The 18,071-nt window shown below is 70.0% G+C and carries 17 protein-coding genes and 1 riboswitch; of the genes, 3 read left to right on the forward strand and 14 right to left on the reverse strand.

All coding sequences use genetic code 11. The features are described 5' to 3' along the window. Positions 1-8 precede the first annotated feature (8 nt). From GV126_RS10080 to GV126_RS10095, 4 genes are all read right to left on the reverse strand, one after another. On the reverse strand, positions 9-1,040 hold the full coding sequence (locus GV126_RS10080; protein ID WP_159664564.1) for a C40 family peptidase: 1,032 nt from the start codon (positions 1,038-1,040) through the stop codon (positions 9-11). A gap of 251 nt (positions 1,041-1,291) precedes the next feature. After that, positions 1,292-2,323 carry a C40 family peptidase gene (locus GV126_RS10085; RefSeq protein ID WP_159664566.1) on the reverse strand — a complete coding sequence of 344 codons (1,032 nt, stop codon included), beginning with the start codon at positions 2,321-2,323 and terminating at the stop codon, positions 1,292-1,294. Positions 2,324-2,571: 248 nt separating this feature from the next. Next, a complete protein-coding gene (locus GV126_RS10090; protein ID WP_159664568.1) occupies positions 2,572-3,921 on the reverse strand; it encodes an NYN domain-containing protein in 1,350 nt (449 codons plus the stop codon). A gap of 62 nt (positions 3,922-3,983) precedes the next feature. Then, positions 3,984-4,223 carry a hypothetical protein gene (locus GV126_RS10095; RefSeq protein WP_159664570.1) on the reverse strand — a complete coding sequence of 80 codons (240 nt, stop codon included), beginning with the start codon at positions 4,221-4,223 and terminating at the stop codon, positions 3,984-3,986. 153 nt (positions 4,224-4,376) lie between these two features. Here GV126_RS10095 and GV126_RS10100 point away from each other — a divergent pair, with 153 nt between their 5' ends. Then, entirely contained in the window at positions 4,377-5,177 is an 801-nt protein-coding gene (locus GV126_RS10100; protein ID WP_236569939.1) for a rhomboid family intramembrane serine protease, read from the forward strand. Continuing rightward, positions 5,174-5,455, forward strand: coding sequence for an Lrp/AsnC family transcriptional regulator (locus GV126_RS10105; RefSeq protein WP_159664574.1), 282 nt, complete (start codon positions 5,174-5,176; stop codon positions 5,453-5,455). Before GV126_RS10100 ends, GV126_RS10105 begins: the two co-directional genes overlap by 4 nt. Before the next feature lie 70 nt (positions 5,456-5,525). On the opposite strand, the gene GV126_RS10110 is transcribed toward GV126_RS10105, so the two are convergent. The 6 genes from GV126_RS10110 to ctaE form a co-directional block, all read right to left on the reverse strand. Then, positions 5,526-6,887 (reverse strand): aminotransferase class V-fold PLP-dependent enzyme, encoded by a 1,362-nt coding sequence (locus GV126_RS10110; protein ID WP_159664576.1) that lies wholly within the window; start codon positions 6,885-6,887, stop codon positions 5,526-5,528. A gap of 165 nt (positions 6,888-7,052) precedes the next feature. Beyond that, a riboswitch (SAM riboswitch) is annotated at positions 7,053-7,169 on the reverse strand. Between the two features lie 80 nt (positions 7,170-7,249). Continuing rightward, complete coding sequence (gene trpD / locus GV126_RS10115) at positions 7,250-8,314, reverse strand: anthranilate phosphoribosyltransferase (RefSeq protein ID WP_159664578.1); 1,065 nt, start codon at positions 8,312-8,314, stop codon at positions 7,250-7,252. A gap of 148 nt (positions 8,315-8,462) precedes the next feature. Beyond that, positions 8,463-10,100 (reverse strand): cytochrome bc1 complex cytochrome b subunit, encoded by a 1,638-nt coding sequence (gene qcrB / locus GV126_RS10120; RefSeq protein ID WP_159664580.1) that lies wholly within the window; start codon positions 10,098-10,100, stop codon positions 8,463-8,465. After that, the gene (gene qcrA / locus GV126_RS10125) at positions 10,097-11,155 is read right to left on the reverse strand and encodes a cytochrome bc1 complex Rieske iron-sulfur subunit (protein WP_159664582.1); all 1,059 of its coding nucleotides are present in this window, start codon (positions 11,153-11,155) and stop codon (positions 10,097-10,099) included. The genes qcrB and qcrA overlap by 4 nt, the downstream gene beginning before the upstream one ends. Further along, positions 11,152-11,961 (reverse strand): cytochrome bc1 complex diheme cytochrome c subunit, encoded by an 810-nt coding sequence (qcrC, locus tag GV126_RS10130; RefSeq protein WP_159664584.1) that lies wholly within the window; start codon positions 11,959-11,961, stop codon positions 11,152-11,154. The genes qcrA and qcrC overlap by 4 nt, the downstream gene beginning before the upstream one ends. Positions 11,962-12,023: 62 nt before the next feature. Continuing rightward, entirely contained in the window at positions 12,024-12,644 is a 621-nt protein-coding gene (ctaE, locus tag GV126_RS10135) for an aa3-type cytochrome oxidase subunit III (RefSeq protein ID WP_028422463.1), read from the reverse strand. 199 nt (positions 12,645-12,843) lie between these two features. On the opposite strand from ctaE, the gene GV126_RS10140 reads away from it, so the two are divergent. Continuing rightward, on the forward strand, positions 12,844-13,242 hold the full coding sequence (locus GV126_RS10140) for a response regulator (protein WP_159664586.1): 399 nt from the start codon (positions 12,844-12,846) through the stop codon (positions 13,240-13,242). Positions 13,243-13,328: 86 nt separating this feature from the next. On the opposite strand, the gene GV126_RS10145 is transcribed toward GV126_RS10140, so the two are convergent. From GV126_RS10145 to ctaC, 4 genes are all read right to left on the reverse strand, one after another. Further along, positions 13,329-14,594 (reverse strand): L,D-transpeptidase, encoded by a 1,266-nt coding sequence (locus GV126_RS10145; protein ID WP_159664588.1) that lies wholly within the window; start codon positions 14,592-14,594, stop codon positions 13,329-13,331. Positions 14,595-14,724: 130 nt separating this feature from the next. Continuing rightward, positions 14,725-15,123, reverse strand: coding sequence for a cytochrome c oxidase subunit 4 (locus tag GV126_RS10150; RefSeq protein ID WP_028422460.1), 399 nt, complete (start codon positions 15,121-15,123; stop codon positions 14,725-14,727). Further along, positions 15,120-16,856 carry an aa3-type cytochrome oxidase subunit I gene (ctaD, locus tag GV126_RS10155; RefSeq protein ID WP_028422459.1) on the reverse strand — a complete coding sequence of 579 codons (1,737 nt, stop codon included), beginning with the start codon at positions 16,854-16,856 and terminating at the stop codon, positions 15,120-15,122. Before ctaD ends, GV126_RS10150 begins: the two co-directional genes overlap by 4 nt. Then, on the reverse strand, positions 16,853-17,812 hold the full coding sequence (ctaC, locus tag GV126_RS10160) for an aa3-type cytochrome oxidase subunit II (RefSeq protein ID WP_028422458.1): 960 nt from the start codon (positions 17,810-17,812) through the stop codon (positions 16,853-16,855). Before ctaC ends, ctaD begins: the two co-directional genes overlap by 4 nt. Positions 17,813-18,071: the final 259 nt, after the last annotated feature.

The following is an 18,071-nucleotide window of genomic DNA, read 5'->3' on the forward strand; positions in this document are numbered from 1 at the left end:
GCCCGCCGTCAGACCCTGGTGACCGACGAGATCGGCATCATGTTCACCGGGTCGTAGCGCACGGGTGCGCCCGGGTGGGGCGCGTGGATGACCTGTCCGTGGCCGACGTACATCCCGATGTGGCTGGCGTCGGACCGGTAGACGACGAGGTCGCCGGGGCGGGCCTGGGACAGCGGGATGTGCCGGCCGGCCAGCCGCTGCTCCTGCGAGGTGCGCGGCAGATGCACTCCGGCCTGCGCGTACGCCCACTGCATCAGGCCCGAGCAGTCGAATCCCGAGGGGCCGTTGGCGCCCCAGACGTAGGGGCGGCCCAGCGCGGAGCGGGCGGCGGCGAGCGCCGCGGCGGCCCGCCCGGAGGCCGCGGGGCCGGCGAGACCGGGCGGCAGGTCGGGGCGGCCGGAGCGGGAGGCCCGGTCGTAGGCCCGGCGCTCGCCGGGGGACAGCGAGTTGAGCAGCTGCCGGGCCCGGGCGAGCTTGCGTTCCACGGTGCGCTTGTGCGCGATGACGGCCTTGCGGCTGCGGTCGAGTTCGGCGAGGGTGCGGGTGGCCTCGGCGCGTTCCTGGGCGAGCCGGCGCAGGGCCTGCTGCAACGCGTGCAGTTCGCCGGCCTGGTGGGCGCCGATCCGGTCGAGGGTGGCCGCCTTGTCGAGGTAGTCGCCGGGGTCGTCGGAGAACAGCAGGGCCAGCGACGGGTCCAGGCCGCCGGAGCGGTACTGGGCGCCGGCCACCGAACCGAGCGCTTCGCGCAGGGTGTTGACGCGCTGCTGTTCCCGGGCGATGCGGTCCTGGGCGTCGCGGACCCGGCGGTGCAGCCGGTCGGCGCGCTCACCGGCCTTGTCGTAGGCCTCGGTCGCCTTCTCCGCCTCCTGGTAGAGGCGGTCCACCTCGGCGCGGGTGCCGCCGTGCGGGGCGGCGACGGCCGAGCCGGCGGGCAGGGCGCCCAGGGCGGTGGCCGCGGCGGACAGCACGGTGAAAGCGGCGCAGGCCGCGCCGACGCCCCGGTCGAACCCGGACGGTGCATGGCGACGATGGGACCCCACGGGAAGCCGAACTCCCTCCACTGACCGACAGAAACCGTCTCCCCGAGTGCGGGGACGCGGCAGGCGCCCCGGTGAGCGGGGGAAACGCGGCAGACAGTAGCCGTACGGGGGGCGCCCGCGACGCACGTCAGGGGGCGCACAGCACGGCGCCCCGCCACCGACAGCAGGTCAGGGGCGGGGCGCGGGGTCAACACGCATCGGCGTGATTCGCCCGATAGGGCGGCACTCGGGTGTGATTCCCGGGATGTGGGTCAGACGCGGACGCCGAACTGGAAGGGCATGTTGCCGATCGCCTCGTAGCGCACCACGGCGCCGGTGTGCGGGGCGTGCGGCACCTGGCCGTTGCCCGCGTACAGGCCCACGTGGTGCAGGTCGCCGTAGAAGAAGACCAGGTCGCCGACCTGGAGCTGGCTCTGCGAGTAGATGCGGGTGCCGATGTTGGCCTGCGCCTCGGAGGTGCGCGGGATGGACACGCCGGCCTGGGCGTAGGCCCAGGAGGTCAGGCCCGAGCAGTCGAAGGAGGACGGGCCGGTGGCACCGTAGACGTACGGGGAGCCGATCCTGGTCTGCGCGGCGGAGAAGGCGGCGCCGGCCCTGCCCGAGCCGTGCACGTTGCCGGTGAGCACGGTGCGCTCGCTGGCGCGGGTGGAGCGCTGCTGCTCCTCGGCCAGCTGCTTCTTCTCCTGCGCGGTCAGGGAGTTGAGCAGGCGCTGCGCCTCGGCGAGCTTGCCCTGGACTTCCTTCTTCTTGTTGCCCAGCTCGGTGCGGGTGGCGGCGAGGTCCTTGAGCTTCTCGGTGGCCTCGGCACGCTCCTGGGCGAGTTCGCGCTGCTTGTCCTGGATCTTCTTCAGCGCGTCGACCTGCTGGCCGCTCAACTGGTCGAGCGTGGCGGCCTTGTCCAGGTAGTCCTGCGGATCGGAGGAGAGGAAGAGCTGGACGGAGGGGTCGATGCCGCCGGAGCGGTACTGGCTGGCCGCGAGCGAACCCAGGCCGTCGCGCAGCTTGTTGAGGTCCTGCTGACCGCGGGCGACGTTGTCCTGGATGGTGGAGATCTCCTTCTGGAGCTTCTCCTGCTTCTCCTTGGCCCCGTTGTACTTCTCGGTGGCCTGCTCCGCCTGCTCGTAGAGCTTGTCGACCTTGGCCTTGACCTCGTCCTTGCTCGGCTTCGCACTGGGCGCCGCGTTGGCCGCCTGCGCGCTGATGGCGACGGCGGCGGCTGCCGCGGTGGTGAGCACGGTTACGCGTGCACGACTCGGCTGTTTGGGTCGACGGTGGGACGCCACGGAAGCGAGCTCCATTCTTGTGAGTGATCACCCGCTCGGAGGTTCGAGCCCAGACCCTAGTGACCTCATCGTGATGAATTCAAATCCTCACAGCAAAAAATCACACCACAGCAGTCATTCTTTGCACACAACTCACGTGCGGTGAGGCGGGGTTGACGCAACGTCGCGGTGGCGCGCCCGTCAATTCGGGCAAGGCCTCGTACGTTCCCTACGGCGTTGTTGAGACATAGGCGCCGTGTGTCCGCATATCAGCCGCGCGTAAAACGCTTGAGCAGAACGGCCGACGCCACCGGCCGCGCCCCGGCCCTGGCGACCCCGTCGGCCACCTCGCGGTCGGTGGAGACGACGATGACGGGCCGGCCGGGCGGCTCGGCGCGCACCAGCTGGCGGATCAACTCGTCCGCGGTGACGCCCGGTTTGGAGAACAGCACCCGCACCCCGCGCGGCGGCGCGAGCAGCACCGGCGCGGCCAGCTCGGCCCCGTCGAAGACGCAGGTGACCTCCGCGCCGGACTGCGCGGCGAGCTGCGAGAGCTGCCCGAGCAGCCGCAGGCGCTGCTTCTCCAGGGGCATCTGCGGATAGCCGGTCTTGGTGACGTTGTAGCCGTCGACGACCAGATGGGCCTGCGGCAGGGCGAGCAACTGGTCCAGGACCGCCGGATCGTGCTCGGACAGCGCGCGGGCCGCGATGTCCTTGGGGGTCATCCGGCCCGGCTCCACCGCGTCCACGGTCTCGGCGGGCCGCACCGACACCGGCGGCAGCGCCAGTTCCCGGCGCAGCCCCTGCGCGGCGTCCAGCACCGTGTCCAGCAGCAGCCGCACCCGCATGTCCTCCACGCTGCGCCCCTCGCGGGCCGCCCGCCGGGTGGCCTCCAGCGCGGTCTCCGCCTCGCCCAGGCGCGCCTTGAGCCGCCGGGTCTCGCTCTCAGCCGCGGACAGCTGCGCCTGCCCCTCGGCGCGCACGGCCTCCGTCTCGGCGCGGGCGGCGCGCAGCGCGGCCTCGCCCCGCTTGACGTCGCTGAGCGCGGCGCGCAGCTTGCGGTGCAGGGACTCGGCCTCCTTGCGGGCCGCGTCCAGCTCGGTACGCAGCCGCTCGGTCTCGGCGCGGGTGTGCTCGCGGGCCTGGGCGAGCTGCGCGCGCAGCCGCTCCAGCTCGGCCCGGCTCTCCTCCTCGGCGCGCTCGGCGTGCGCCCGCTGGGCCTCCTCGCCGGCCGCGGTGACCAGCTTGACCCAGCCGGTGGGCCGCAGCACGTAGGCCGCGGCCGCCACGTCCAGCGGGTCGGCGGCCGGGGGCGCGGAGCCGGCCTCCAGCGCGCCGCACAGCTCCGGCTGGGCCTCGCGGAACTTCTCGCCCACGCGCTGCCGGAAGATCGTGTCGGTCTCCACCGCGGCCGCCATCGCGTTGCCCGCGAACTTGGCCCGGCGGTTGGGCGCGAACCGGGCGTACTGCCGCAGTGCCGCCGGCAGCTCGGCGACCGTGAGCCGGCCGAAGGCGTCGGCGACGATCTGCACGACCCGGCGGCGCACGCCCTCGGGCAGCGGACGGTCGAGCACCTCAGCGGCGCCGTCGTCCGGCTCCCCGCCTCGTGTCTCCACCATCCGTCACCCCAATGCCTAGCGGGACCCCCCCGAAGGGGGCACCTGTGCGGGGCCCGCTCCGCTCAGGAGCCGGCGCCCGGCCTGTCCACGAGTTCCACCTTGTCCACGGCGTTGCACCAGCGGCAGCGCACCGACTCGATGGTCTCACTGACCACCTCGCGCTCCTCGACCGTGGGCTCTCCGGCCAGATCGAGGTGGACGTACTCGACGACCTTCGACGAACGCGTCACGTCGAAGCGGGTGAGGTTGCCGCAGAGGGTGCAGCGCCACCGCGTCGTGGCGGTCGGCTGGGGAACCGTCATCGTGGCTGCTCGCTTCCTTCCAGTGTCCGTGACGCGCGGGGTTCCCGGGCGCCGGCTCGTAACCCTACGGCCTGACGGCCCCTGCCCGCCCGGGTGTCCACGGCGGCGAGGCGGTCTGCGCGGATGCGTCCCGGTACGCCATGCTCTGTGCACATGATCAGCGACACGAAGACGGTGGCCGTCCGGGCGGTCCGGGCCCTGAAGGCGCTACGGACCACGCCCGCGCCGGTGACCTGCGCCCTGATCGTCGTGTGCTGTGCCCTCTTCGTGATCGGCCCGGCCTCCGGCCTGAACCCCCTGGACGGCACCGGGGACGCGCTGCTGCTCGCCCAGCGCTCCTACTTCCGGCGCTGGGGGGTGATCCCGGCCGAGCTGTTCACCGGCTCCCCGCGGGCCGCCCTGACCCCGGTGACGGCGCTGTTCGTGCACGGCAGCTGGGTGCACCTGCTCGGCAACATGCTCTTCCTGTATGTCTTCGGGGCGATGACCGAGCAGCGGATGGGCCGGGTCGCGTTCCTGCTGTTCTACCTGGGCTGCGGCTGCCTCGCCCTGCTGGGCTACGCCGCCGCCCACGCCGCCTCCGAGCAGACCCTCGTGGGCGCCTCCGGGGCGATCTCGGCGGTGCTGGGCGCGTTCCTGTACCTGTTCCCGCGGGCGCGGGTGACCAGTGTCCTGCCGTTCCTGTTCTTCCTGCCGCTGCGGCTGCCGGCGTGGATCGTCCTGCCGTTCTGGGCGGCCCTGCAGTGGGTGGCCGCCGGGCAGGCCACCCACGGGCCGGGCGTGGCCTACCTGGCCCACGTGGTGGGCTTCGCCCTGGGCTTCGCCTACGCGTGGGCCCGGTACGGGAGGAGGGGCCCGAGGGGCGGCCTCGGAGGGCTGCGGTGGCAGCCGGGCGGGCGGACTAGAGTGAAGGCCGCCCCTGCTCCGGCCCCCGAGGGAGAGAACCAGCCGTGATCACCGCGATCGTCCTCATCAAGACCAGCGTGGACCGGATCCCCGAGATCGCCGAGCAGATCGCCGCGCTGGACTCCGTCAGCGAGGTGTTCTCCGTCACCGGCACCTACGACCTGATCGCCATGGTCCGGGTGCGGCAGCACGAGGAGCTGGCGGACGTGATCCCCGGGCGGATCAGCAGGATCCCCGGGGTGGAGGCGACGGACACGCACGTGGCGTTCCGCACGTACTCGCAGCACGACCTGGAGGCGGCGTTCGCGATCGGCCTGGACTCCTAGGAGCTGGACTCCGGGCCTAGGAGTCCCAGGCCCTCGACCGAGCGGGCGCCGCCTGGCGTGCGGAGACGCCTCAGACGGCGGGCACGCAGCGGCCGTCCTCCGTGCGGTAGCGCCACTTGGCGCCGTCGCGGACCAGTTCCTTCACCGCCGTCACGAACCGCTCGACGTGCTCGTCGGGGGTGCCGGCGCCGAAGCTGACACGGACGGCGTTGAGGGACTTCTCGCCGGGCGCGGCCTCGGGGGCGCCGCACTCGCCCGGGGTCTCAGGGTCGCTGCCGAGCAGGGTGCGCACCAGCGGGTGAGCGCAGAACAGCCCGTCGCGCACGCCGATGCCGTACTCCGCGGAGAGCGCCGCGGCGAAGTGCGAGCTGTTCCAGCCCGCCACGACGAAGGAGACCACCCCGACCCGCGGGGCGTCGTCCCCGAACAGCGACAGGACGCTCACCTCGGGCACCTCGGCCAGCCCCTCGCGCACCGTGCGGATCAGGTGCTGCTCGCGCGCGACCAGCGTGTCGAAGCCGGCCTCGGTGAGCGCCTTGCAGGCGGAGGCGATGGCGTAGGCGCCGATGACGTTCGGGGAGCCGGCCTCGTGGCGGGCGGCGCCCTCGTGCCACTCCACGTCCACTCCCCCGTCGGTGCGGCGGCTCACGCGGCGGCTGGCCCCGCCGCCCGCGAGGTACGGCTCGGCCTCGCGCAGCCAGTCGGCCCGGCCGGCCAGCACACCCGCGCCGAACGGGGCGTAGAGCTTGTGGCCGGAGAAGGCCACCCAGTCGACGTCGAGGTCCCGCACGGACACCGGGTGGTGCGGGGCGAGCTGGGCGGCGTCCAGCACGATCCGGGCGCCGTGCGCGTGGGCGGCGGCGGCCAGCCGGCGCACCGGCCACAGCTCGCCGGTGACGTTGGAGGCGCCGGTGACGCAGACCAGGGCCGGGCCGTGGGGCTCGCGGTCGGCCAGCGCCCGCTCCAGGGTCGCCACGGCCTGCTCCGGGGTGCGGGGCGCGTCCACGTACGTCACCTGCGCCTCTCGCCAGGGCAGCAGCGAGGCGTGGTGCTCGGTCTCGAAGACGAACACCCGGCAGTCGGCGGGGAGCGCGCGGGCCAGCAGGTTCAGGGAGTCGGTGGTGGAGCGGGTGAAGACGACCTGGTCGGCGGGGCGGCAGTCGAGGAACGCGGCGACCGTCCGGCGGGCGTTCTCGAACAGGTCCGTGGACAGCTGCGAGAGGTAGCCGGCGCCGCGGTGGACGCTGCCGTAGTACGGCGCGTACGCCGCCACGTCGTCCCAGACGCGCTGCAGCGCGGGCGCGCTGGCCGCGTAGTCGAGCGCGGCGTAGGTGACCTCACCGCCGGTGACGAGGGGGACGGTGACGTCCCGGCCGAGGACGGGCAGCGGGGCGGACACGGACCGGTCGGTGGCAGCGGTGGAGACAGACATGGCGAACTCCCGTGAGGGCAGGCTGGATTCACCCCGCGAGCGGGCACGGCTCGAGCGTGGGTGAAGGGAAGGGGAAGATGCGGAGGCGGGGCTCTGCGGCCCTAGCGCATTCGCTTGCTCACGGAAGGCTCCCTCGTCACCACCAGGACCCCTGGGTACGCGAGGGGTCCGCGCTTGCCGTAGACCTCGCTGCCTACGGCCTGGTCTTCACCCGGGGCACCCCGCCACGGACGGAGGGTTGCCGGACAGCCGGCCGGGGCCACATGGCTGTCACTCATGACCTGGACAGGAACGTACGCGAAATGATCGCGGTCCCGCAACCCGTGTCCGGATCGCGGGACCGTGCCGCACAGGGACGGCCGTCAGGCGTTGCTGGCCGCCACCCAGCGCTCCAGGGTGCGCCGGGCCGCCCCGGAGTCGATCGACTCGGCCGCCTTCTCCATCCCGGCGCGGATCTGCTCCACCAGCGTGCCCGGGCCCGGTTCCAGGGCCACCAGGGCCGCCGCCGCGTTCAGCAGGACGGCGTCCCGGACGGGGCCCTTCTCTCCGTCCAGGACCCGGCGCGCGACCTCCGCGTTGTACGAGGCGTCGGCGCCGCGCAGCGCCTCCACCGGCACCAGCTCGATGCCGACGTCCCGCGGGTCGAAGGCCTCCTCGGTGACCTTGCCCTCCCGGACGACCCACACCCGGGACGTGGAGGTGGTGGTCAGCTCGTCCAGGCCGTCGTCCCCGCGGAAGACCAGGGAGGAGTGGCCGCGCTCGGCGAACACGCCGGCCACGATGGGCGCCATGCGCGCATCGGCGACGCCGACCGCCTGCGCCGTGACGCGGGCCGGGTTGGTCAGCGGGCCGAGGAAGTTGAACGTGGTGCGGATGCCGAGCTGTCCGCGGGCGGCGGCGACGTGGCGCAGGGCCGGGTGGAATTTCACCGCGAAGCAGAAGGTGATGCCGGCTTCTTCCGCCACCTCGGCCACCCGCCGCGGGGTCAGCTCCAGGTTGACGCCCAGCTTCTCCAGGACGTCGGAGGCGCCGGAGGCGGAGGACGCGGCCCGGTTGCCGTGCTTGACGACCTTCGCGCCGGTGCCGGCGACGACGATCGAGGACATCGTGGAGATGTTCACGGTCTTCGCGCCGTCGCCGCCGGTGCCGACGATGTCGACGGCCGGCCCGGGGACCTCGATGACGTTGGCGTGCTCGTACATCGCCCGGACCAGACCGGTGATCTCCTCCACCGTCTCGCCCTTGGCCCGCAGCGCCACCGCGAACCCGGCGATCTGGGCGTCCGTCGCCTCGCCGCGCATGATCCGGTCCATCGCCCAGGCGGTGTCGTCCGCGCTCTGGTCACGTCCGGCCAGCAGGCCGTTCAGCACCCGGGGCCAGGAACGGCCCGCCGCGGTGTCGCCTCCAGCGGGGGTCACAGCGCTCATAAGCCGCTCCTGGGTCGGTGTCCCTGACGAGGCGGGACGTGGATGTTCGACGCCTTCCACCCTATCCAGAGCGCCGCACGGCGAAGGGCCCCGTCCGGGAAACGGACGGGGCCCTGGGACCGGGCGTGGCGACGCTCGGGATTACCGATCAGTGGTGGCCGTGGCCGCTCGTGATCTCCTTGTACTCCTCGACGGTCGGCTTCGCGATCTGGCTGTCCTCGCCGTAGTAGGCGTGGCTGAGCTTGGCGCGCAGCTTCTCCGTACCCCGGACCTTGCGCTCGACGCCGTTCTCGTCGACCGTCGGGCCGATCTCCACCGGCTCGTACTGGTGGTGAGCGGTGAGCGTGTACAGCTGCTCCTGGCTGAGCGGCTCGTGCACCTCGATGAACTCACCGTGCGGCAGGCGCTTGATGATGCCCGACTCGCGGCCGTGCAGCACCTTCTCCTTGTCCCGCCGCTGCAGGCCGAGGCAGACCCGCTTGGTGATGACGAAGGTGATGACCGGCACCAGGAAGAACGCGATGCGGACGAACCAGGTGATCGCGTTGATCGACAGGTGGAAGTGGGTGGCCCACAGGTCGTTGCCACCGCCGACCAGCAGCACGAAGTACCAGGCGATCCAGGCGGCACCGAAGGCGGTGCGGGTCGGCACGTTGCGCGGGCGGTCCAGGATGTGGTGTTCGCGCCGGTCGCCGGTGACCCAGGCCTCGATGAACGGGTACAGCGCGATCGCGATGAGGACCACACCGAAGAGCACCAGCGGGATGAAGACGCCCAGGACCAGCGTGTGACCCCAGAAGTTGATCTCCCAGCCGGGCATGGCGCGGATGAGGCCCTCGGCCATGCCCATGTACCAGTCGGGCTGGGCGCCGGTGGACACCTGGTCCGGACGGTAGGGGCCGATGGCCCAGATCGGGTTGATCTGCGCGATCGCCGCGATGGCCGCGATGGCACCGAAGACCAGGAAGAAGAAGCCTCCGGCCTTGGCCATGTAGACCGGCAGCAGCGGCATGCCGACGACGTTGTTGTTGGTCTTGCCGGGACCCGCGAACTGCGTGTGCTTGTGGTAGAAGACCAGGATCAGGTGGCCGACGACCAGGCCGAGCATGATGCCCGGCAGCAGCAGGATGTGGATCGAGTAGAACCGGGCCACGAAGTCGTGGCCGGGGAACTCGCCGCCGAAGAGGAAGAACGAGATGTACGTGCCGATGATCGGCACGGACAGGATCGCGCCCTCCATGAAGCGGACACCGGTGCCGGAGAGCAGGTCGTCCGGGAGCGAGTAGCCGGTGAAGCCGGTGAACATGCCCAGGACGAACAGCAGGAAGCCGAACAGCCAGTTGACCTCACGCGGCTTGCGGAACGCGCCGGTGAAGAACACGCGCATCATGTGCACGAACATGCCGGCGAGGAAGATCAGCGCGGCCCAGTGGTGGATCTGCCGGATGAGCAGACCACCGCGCACCTCGAAGGAGATGTGCAGGGTCGAGTTGAACGCCTCGCTCATCAGCTGTCCCTGCAGCGGGACGTAGCTGCCGTGGTACACCACCTCGTTCATCGAGGGGTGGAAGAACAGCGTCAGATACACACCCGTGAGGATGATGATCAGGAAGCTGTAGAGGCAGACCTCACCCAGCATGAACGACCAGTGGTCGGGGAAGATCTTGCGCATGTTGGCCTTGGCCAGGCTGTAGATGCCCAGCCGGCCGTCGGCCCAGTCGGCGAGCTTCTCGCCGGCCGGTGCCTTCCCGCGCGAGCGGGTCGGGTTGCTCGCTGTAGTACTCATCCGCGCTCCCAGAATGCAGGACCGACGGGCTCCTCGAAGTCGCCGAGCGCCTGGAGGTAACCCTCGCTGTCCACGCCGATGCGCAGCTGCGGCAGGGCGTGGCCGGCCGGGCCGAAGATCACTCGGGCACCGTCGGAGAGGTCGAAGGTGGACTGGTGGCACGGGCACAGCACGTGGTGCGTCTGCTGCTCGTACAGGGAGATCGGGCAGCCGACGTGGGTGCAGATCTTCGAGTACGCCACGATGCCCTGGTGCGACCACTCGAGCTCGCGCTTGTCCTTGATGTTGTCCGGCTGCAGCCGGACGATCATCAGGGCCGCCTTGGCGATCTCGTTCTGGAAGTCCTCGTTGTTCTCCTCCAGGCCGTCGGGCTTGGCGAAGGTGAGGGAGCCGGTGGCGATGTCCTCGGGACGCAGCGGCTGGTTGGTGTTCATGTTCACCAGGCGCTTGCCCTTGGCCCACAGCGTGTGGCGGAGCTTCTCGTGCGGCAGCGACCCCAGGTCGCGCAGCAGGAACAGGCCGGAGAACGGCACCAGCGTCAGCGCGCCCAGCAGGGTGTTGCGGATGAGCGGCCGGCGGCCGATCGCGGACTCCTTGGCCCCCTGCTTGAAGTCCGCGTGGACCTTCGCGCGGACCTCGGGGGACGCCTCGATCGGGTGACGCTCGTCGGCGATCTCCGCGTCGGACATCAGGGTGCGGGCCCAGTGGACCGCGCCCGCGCCGATGCAGAACAGCGCCACGCCCAGCGTCAGGCCCAGCGCGAAGTTCATCGCGCTGATGTGGCCCAGCGGCCAGATGAAGATCGACTTGTCGTTCGGGATCCACACGTACGAGGCGATGAAGCCCAGGGTGGCCAGCATCGACACCGTGAACAGCAGGGCGACGGTGCGCTCGGACCGCTTGGCCGCCCGCTCGTCGATGTCCTGGATCCGGTGCTCGTGGGGCGGCAGGCCCGGGTCGGCGAACGGGTTGTGCTCGTCCGCGACCCCTACGGCGCCGTGCGCCGCGCCCGACTCGGCGGGCAGGTTCTCTTCTGGAATGTCTTGGCTACTCATGACTTCTTGGCCTTTGCGGTCCGAGCGGCGACCCACACGGCGACGGCGATCAGCACGCCCAGTCCGAAGATCCACCCGAACAGACCCTCACTGACCGGCCCGAGGCCGCCCAGCTCCAGGCCGCCCGGGTTCTTCGTCTGGTCGCTATTGACCGAGTGCAGATAGGCGATGATGTCCTTCTTGTTCTTCGACGACAGCGTCGTGTCGGGGAAGGAAGGCATGTTCTGCGGGCCGGTCTGCATGGCCTCGTAGATGTGCTTCGGCTGGACACCCTCGAGGTCCGGGGCGAACTTGCCGTGCGTGAGCGCACCGCCCTTGCCGGTGAAGTTGTGGCACTGGGCGCAGTTGGTCCGGAACAGCTCACCGCCCTTGGCGATGTCGGCGCCCTCCGGGCTGTACTGGTTCTTCGTGGGCACGCTCGGACCGGCGCCCAGGGAGGCGATGTACGCCGCCAGCTGGTCGATCTCGGCCTGGTTGTAGATGACCTTCTTGCGCGGGATCTGCGCACCCGGCTGCTGGGCCGGCATGCGGCCGGTGCCGACCTGGAAGTCGACGGCCGCGGCGCCCACACCCACCAGGGACGGACCGTCAGTGGTGCCCTGACCACCGGCGCCGTGGCAGCTGGCGCAGCCGACCTCGTAGAGCTTCTTGCCCTCCTCGATGGTGAGGGACTGGGCGGAGTCGTCGGCCTTCGCCTTGCTCGCGGGCGCGAACGCGGTGTACAGCCCCCCCGTGGCCGCCAGCGCGAGAAGTAGGACGACGACCGCCGCCAGCGGATGGCGTCGTCGTGCGGAGAGCTTTTTCACGGATTACCCCGGTGTCAGGATCTTCTGCGTCGATGCTTGCGGGACTTGGATCGGTTCTTCGGCTACTTGATCAGGTAGATCGTGGCGAAGAGGCCGATCCAGACGACATCGACGAAGTGCCAGTAGTAGGACACGACGATGGCCGCGGTCGCCTGCTCGTGGGTGAACCTCCGCGCCGCGTAGGTGCGGCCGAGGACCAGCAGGAAGGCGATGAGACCGCCCGTCACGTGCAGGCCGTGGAAGCCGGTGGTCAGGTAGAACACCGAGCCGTACGGGTCGGAGGACAGGGACAGCCCGTCCTCCTTCACCAGGCTCGTGTACTCGTAGATCTGACCGCCGATGAAGATCGCACCCATGATGAAGGTGACGATGAACCAGCCCCGGAGCTTCTTCACGTCACCGCGCTCGGCGGCGAAGACGCCGAGCTGGCAGGTGAGGGAGGAGAGCACCAGGATCGTGGTGTTCGCGGAGGAGAAGGGGACGTTGAGATGGTCCGCCATCGCCTTCCAGTGATCGGGCCCCGTCACCGATCGCAGGGTGAAGTACATCGCGAAGAGGGCCGCGAAGAACATCAGCTCGGAACTCAGCCAGATGATGGTTCCGACGCTGGTGAGGTTCGGCCGGTTGACCGACGGGTGCGCGTGCCCGGTTTCTACTGTCGTTGCTGTCGCCACGACCGACATTATGTCGGTCGCTTATCCCGCCCTCACTCCGGGGGGTCCCGTTCGGAGTGTCTATGGGGTGTGCCCTGCCCGTACGGCTCATCCCGGTGGCGTGCGAAGCGGTGTTGACCAGGGGGTGAAGGGAGTAGAGTCCGCGCCATCGGTACCCGGAAGTTCCCGACCAATGCTGTGCCTTCCCTACAAGACGTGTGGAGGAACCATGCAGGCGACCGCCACGGTGCTGGTCTACAGCGACGACGCAGGCACCAGGGAGCAGGTGCGGTTGGCCACCGGCCGGAGACCGGCTCAGGACGCGCCCGTCGTGGAGTTCGTCGAGTGCGCCACGCCCGCGGCCGTGCTGAAGGAGCTGGACCGGGGCGGGATCGACGTCTGCGTCCTGGACGGCGAGGCCGTGCCCATGGGCGGCATGGGGATGTGCCGGCAGATCAAGGACGAGGTCTTCCGGTGCCCGCCGGTGCTGCTGCTCATCGGGCGCCCGCAGGACGCCTGGCTGGCGACGTGGAGCCGCGCGGACGCGGCGGTCACCCTTCCGGTGGACCCGGTGGAGTTCGCCTCCGCGCTGGCCTCCCTGCTGCGCAGGAAGGCCCTGGTGGCCTGAGGCTCCCGTGGCGGCCCGCCGGGCCGTGACGTGCCTCGGCGGCCCGCGGTGGTGTCTGCGGGCCGCCGAGGGCTTTCCGGGCCCGTTCACATGCCCTGCGGGCTCAGTCTCGCCGTGTCCTGCTTGGGTGTGCCGCCCTGGCCGCTGCCGTGCAGGGCGCTGCCCTGGACCCACTTCTCCCAGGGCATGTTCCACTCGCCGAAGCCGTTGCCGAACAGCTCCATCGGCTTGCCCTTGGAGTTGACCACCTGCACGATGTCGCCCTCGTGGACGTTGTCGAAGAACCACTTGGCGTTGGCGTTGCTCATGCCGGTGCAGCCGTGGCTCACGTTGGACACGCCCTGGGAGCCGACGGACCAGGGGGCGGCGTGCACGTACTCGCCGCTCCAGGTGACCCGGGTGGCCCAGTAGACCATCAGGTCGAAGGAGTCCGAGGAGCCCGCGGCGATGCCGATGGTGGTGCTCTTCATCCGCACGGAGGCCTGCTTGGCCAGCACGACCTTGATCCCGTTGCGGGTGTCGAAGCCGGGTCTGCCGGTGGTGACGGGGATCTGCTTGATCTTCTCGTCGTTCTTGTAGAGCGTCAGCTGGTGCGCGGCGGCGTCGGTGACGGCCACGACGCGGTCGCCGATGGTGAGCTTGAGCGGCTTGGCGGTGCCGCCGTACAGCCGGTCGGCGATGCGCATGTTCTCCAGGCCGCTGCGCACCTCGATGCTGGTGCCGGCCGGCCAGTAGTCCCGGGGCCGGTAGTGCAGGTGCTTGTCGTCCACCCAGTACCAGGAGCCCTGCACGGCGGGCGTGGAGTGCACCTGCAGGCCGCGTTCGACGACGGCGCGCTGGGCCTTGTCCTTGACCGGCTGATCGAGTTCGGCCGTGATGGGCTGGCCGACGCCGTAGGTGCCCGAGTCGGGGCCGAAGGTCACGTTCAGGCGTTTGTTGGTGGTCGGCTTGCTGGTGTCGAAGGTGAGGACCTTGCGGCCGGGTGCACCGTCCGCGTCCTCCGTGCTCACCGTGACCGTGTAGTGGGCGCCGGCGGCCAGTGGTGAGGTGCTGTGCCAGCGGCTGCCGTCGGCGTCCAGTTCGCCGGCGACACGGCGTCCTGTGGCGTCCTGGGCGGTGACGTCCGTGATGCGCCCGTCGGAGCCCTCTGCGGTGATCTCCAGGGGCTTGTCCGGGTCGGCTTTCTTGCCGGGGTCCGTGGGGCCGTTGAAGGAGATCTGGTCGGCCGCGTCGTAGGGGTCGGCGGCCAGCGGGTTACCGTCGGGGCCGCAGGCCGTGACGCCCGCCGAGAGGGCGGCCACCAGGAGAGCGCAGCTGACGGCTGTGTGGGTGCGCGGAGTGGCGGTGCTCATGACCTCACGCTAAGGAGGTACGTCAACTCCGGCGCGGTGGATCGTCCGTCCGGGGGATGTTCTCCGGCGAACGACGGAACCCGGGCCCCCCGCCTGGAGGGCCCGGGTTCCCCGGGTCGTTCAGTATGTGTTACTGGGTGCGGTTCTCACCGCGGTAGTACTCGAAGACCCAGCCGAACAGGGCCAGCATGACCAGCGGCGCCCCGAAGTAGAGCAGCCACCAGCCGAGCGCCACGCCGAGGAAGGCCAGCGCGCCGCCGACACCGAGGGCGAGCGGCTGCCAGCTGTGCGGGCTGAAGAAGCCCAGCTCGCCGGCGTCGTCCGCGACGTCCGCCTCCTTGTTGTCCTGGGCACCCGCGTCGACCCGCCGGGCGGTGAAGCCCAGGTAGAAGCCGACCATGATGCTCAGGCCGAAGGACAGGAACAGGGCTGTGGTGCCGGCCGGCTCCTTCGACCACACGCCGTAGACGATGGCCATGATGAGCAGGAAGACGCTCAGCCACATGAACATCTTGCCCTGGATCTTCACTTGCCGGCCTCCTTGCCGCCAGCGAGGGCCTTCTCACCGTGGCCGGCGTTCTCCAGCTGGTCGAGCGCGGCGATCTCCGGGTGGTGCAGGTCGAACGCCGGGGATTCGCTGCGGATCCGCGGCAGGGTGAGGAAGTTGTGCCGCGGCGGCGGGCAGGAGGTCGCCCACTCCAGCGAACGGCCGTAGCCCCACGGGTCGTCCATGTTGACCGGCTTGCCGTACTTGGCCGTCTTCCAGACGTTGTAGAAGAACGGCAGGATCGACAGGCCGAGCAGGAACGAGAAGATCGTCGAGACCATGTTCAGGCCGGTGAAGCCGTCCGCGGCCAGGTAGTCGGCGTAGCGGCGCGGCATGCCCTCGGCACCCAGCCAGTGCTGGACCAGGAAGGTGCCGTGGAAGCCGATGAACAGCATCCAGAAGGTCATCTTGCCCAGGCGCTCGTCGAGCATCTTGCCGGTGAACTTCGGCCACCAGAAGTGGAAGCCGGAGAACATCGCGAAGACGACGGTGCCGAACACCACGTAGTGGAAGTGGGCCACCACGAAGTACGAGTCGGAGATGTGGAAGTCCATCGGCGGCGACGCCAGGATGACACCGGTCAGACCACCGAAGGTGAAGGTGATCAGGAAGCCGGTCGCCCACAGCATCGGCGTCTCGAAGGACAGCGAGCCCTTCCACATGGTGCCGATCCAGTTGAAGAACTTCACACCGGTCGGGACCGCGATCAGGAAGGTCATGAAGGAGAAGAACGGCAGCAGCACGCCACCGGTGACGTACATGTGGTGGGCCCACACGGTCACGGACAGACCCGCGATGGCGATGGTCGCGCCGATCAGACCCATGTAGCCGAACATCGGCTTGCGGGAGAAGACCGGGATGACCTCACTGATGATGCCGAAGAACGGCAGCGCGATGATGTACACCTCTGGGTGGCCGAAGAACCAGAAGAGGTGTTGCCACAGCAGGGCTCCGCCGTTGGCGGCGTCGAAGACGTGGGCGCCGAACTTGCGGTCGGCCTCCAGCGCGAACAGGGCCGCGGCCAGCACCGGGAAGGCGAGCAGGACCAGCACCGCGGTCAGCAGCACGTTCCAGGTGAAGATCGGCATGCGGAACATGGTCATGCCCGGTGCGCGCATGCAGATGATCGTGGTGATGAAGTTGACCGAGCCGAGGATCGTGCCGAAGCCGGAGAAGGCCAGGCCCATGATCCACATGTCGCCGCCGACACCCGGCGAGTGCACCGCGTCGGACAGCGGGGCGTAGGCGAACCAGCCGAAGTCGGCCGCGCCCTGCGGGGTGAGGAAGCCGGCCACCGCGATCAGCGAGCCGAACAGGTACAGCCAGTAGGCGAACATGTTCAGCCGCGGGAAGGCCACGTCCGGAGCGCCGATCTGCAGCGGCATGATCCAGTTCGTGAAGCCGGCGAACAGCGGCGTCGCGAACATCAGCAGCATGATCGTGCCGTGCATCGTGAACGCCTGGTTGAACTGCTCGTTCGACAGGATCTGCAGACCCGGACGGGCCAGCTCGGCGCGCATGAGGAGCGCCATCACGCCGCCGATGCAGAAGAACGCGAACGAGGTGACCAGGTACAGCGTTCCGATGGTCTTGTGGTCGGTGGTCGTCAGCCACTTCACCACGACGTTACCGGGTTGCTTGCGCCGGACCGGCGGCGCGGTCGCGATGGATCCCGCAGCCGCCGCGGCACCCTGAGGTTCGTTGAGGATGCTCACAGGTTGTTCGTCTCCCGGTTCTTCTCGTGGCCCGTCTGCGCGATGCCGGCGGGAACGTAACCGGTCTGCCCCTTCTTAGCGAGGTCCTTGAGGTGCTGCTCGTAGCGGTCCGGCGAGACGACCTTCACGTTGAACAGCATCCGGGAGTGGTCCTGGCCGCACAGCTCGGCGCACTTGCCCCGGAAGGTGCCCTCCTTGTTGGGGGTCACCTGGAAGGAGTTGGTGTGGCCGGGGATGACGTCCATCTTCATCAGGAACGGCAGCACCCAGAAGGAGTGGTTGACGTCCCGCGAGGTGAGGATGAAGCGGACGGTCTTGCCCTTGGGCAGCCACAGCGTCGGGCCCGGCAGGCCGGTCTGCGGGTTCCGCGAGGACGGCGTACCGGCGTCGTAGACGCCGCCGGCGTTCGCCGGGAACGCGTTCTTGAACCGGTCCGGGATCGCGGCCAGGTTCTTGTCGGTCTTCGCGTCACCCGTGGAGCCGGACACGGGGGTGATGTAGTTGAACGCCCAGCTCCACTGGTAGCCGACGACGTTGACCGTCACGTCGGGCTTCTTGGATTCGTCGAGGAGCTTGGACTCGTCCCGGGCCGTGAAGTAGAAGAGCACCGAGACGATCAGGAGCGGAACCACCGTGTACAGCGCCTCGATGGGCATGTTGTACCGGGTCTGCGGAGGGACCTCGACCTTGGTGCGGCTGCGCCGGTGGAAGATCGCACTCCACAGGATCAGACCCCACACCAGGCAGCCGACAGCGATCGCGGCCGCCCAGGAACCCTGCCACAGCGAGAGGATCCGGGGAGCCTCTTCCGTGGTCGGGGTGGGCATACCCAGCCGGGGGAAGTCCTTGTATGTGCAACCGGTAGCGGTCGCCAGGACCAGGCCCGCAGTCAGTGCCTGCAGCAGCTTCCGCCGCATCGGGCGCCGCGGCGAGCGGTCGGAGCCGTTGGGACTCACGTAGCGCCTTCCCGAGAGTCTCGCCCGCGCTGTTCGGCTGCGGCCTTCTCGCTGGTCGGTCGCCGCCCTGCGTCGGGCAGGGGTTTGGATGTTTATGCGGACCAAACCCTACTGGACGCCTTCCGGCGGGTCGCGGGGAGGGTGCCATACGCGCCGCGGGTCACCCTGAAGGGGTGGGATGCGCCTGGCTGTCCCGGTATGTGACGGGCGGTCGAGGCGCCCCGATCTCGGGTTTCCCGGGCGCACGGCAGGTCAGGGG

It is taken from the genome of Streptomyces mexicanus (assembly GCF_902506575.1).
GTDB lineage: Bacteria > Actinomycetota > Actinomycetes > Streptomycetales > Streptomycetaceae > Streptomyces > Streptomyces mexicanus.

Coding starts and splice junctions, on each gene's coding strand:
- GV126_RS10090 (WP_159664568.1), bottom strand. CDS start 3,921: ATGGTGGAGACACGAGGCGGGGAGCCGGACGACGGCGCCGCTGAGGTG.
- GV126_RS10095 (WP_159664570.1), bottom strand. CDS start 4,223: ATGACGGTTCCCCAGCCGACCGCCACGACGCGGTGGCGCTGCACCCTC.
- GV126_RS10100 (WP_236569939.1), top strand. CDS start 4,377: ATGATCAGCGACACGAAGACGGTGGCCGTCCGGGCGGTCCGGGCCCTG.
- GV126_RS10110 (WP_159664576.1), bottom strand. CDS start 6,887: ATGTCTGTCTCCACCGCTGCCACCGACCGGTCCGTGTCCGCCCCGCTG.
- trpD (WP_159664578.1), bottom strand. CDS start 8,314: ATGAGCGCTGTGACCCCCGCTGGAGGCGACACCGCGGCGGGCCGTTCC.
- qcrB (WP_159664580.1), bottom strand. CDS start 10,100: ATGAGTACTACAGCGAGCAACCCGACCCGCTCGCGCGGGAAGGCACCG.
- qcrA (WP_159664582.1), bottom strand. CDS start 11,155: ATGAGTAGCCAAGACATTCCAGAAGAGAACCTGCCCGCCGAGTCGGGC.
- ctaE (WP_028422463.1), bottom strand. CDS start 12,644: ATGTCGGTCGTGGCGACAGCAACGACAGTAGAAACCGGGCACGCGCAC.
- GV126_RS10140 (WP_159664586.1), top strand. CDS start 12,844: ATGCAGGCGACCGCCACGGTGCTGGTCTACAGCGACGACGCAGGCACC.
- GV126_RS10145 (WP_159664588.1), bottom strand. CDS start 14,594: ATGAGCACCGCCACTCCGCGCACCCACACAGCCGTCAGCTGCGCTCTC.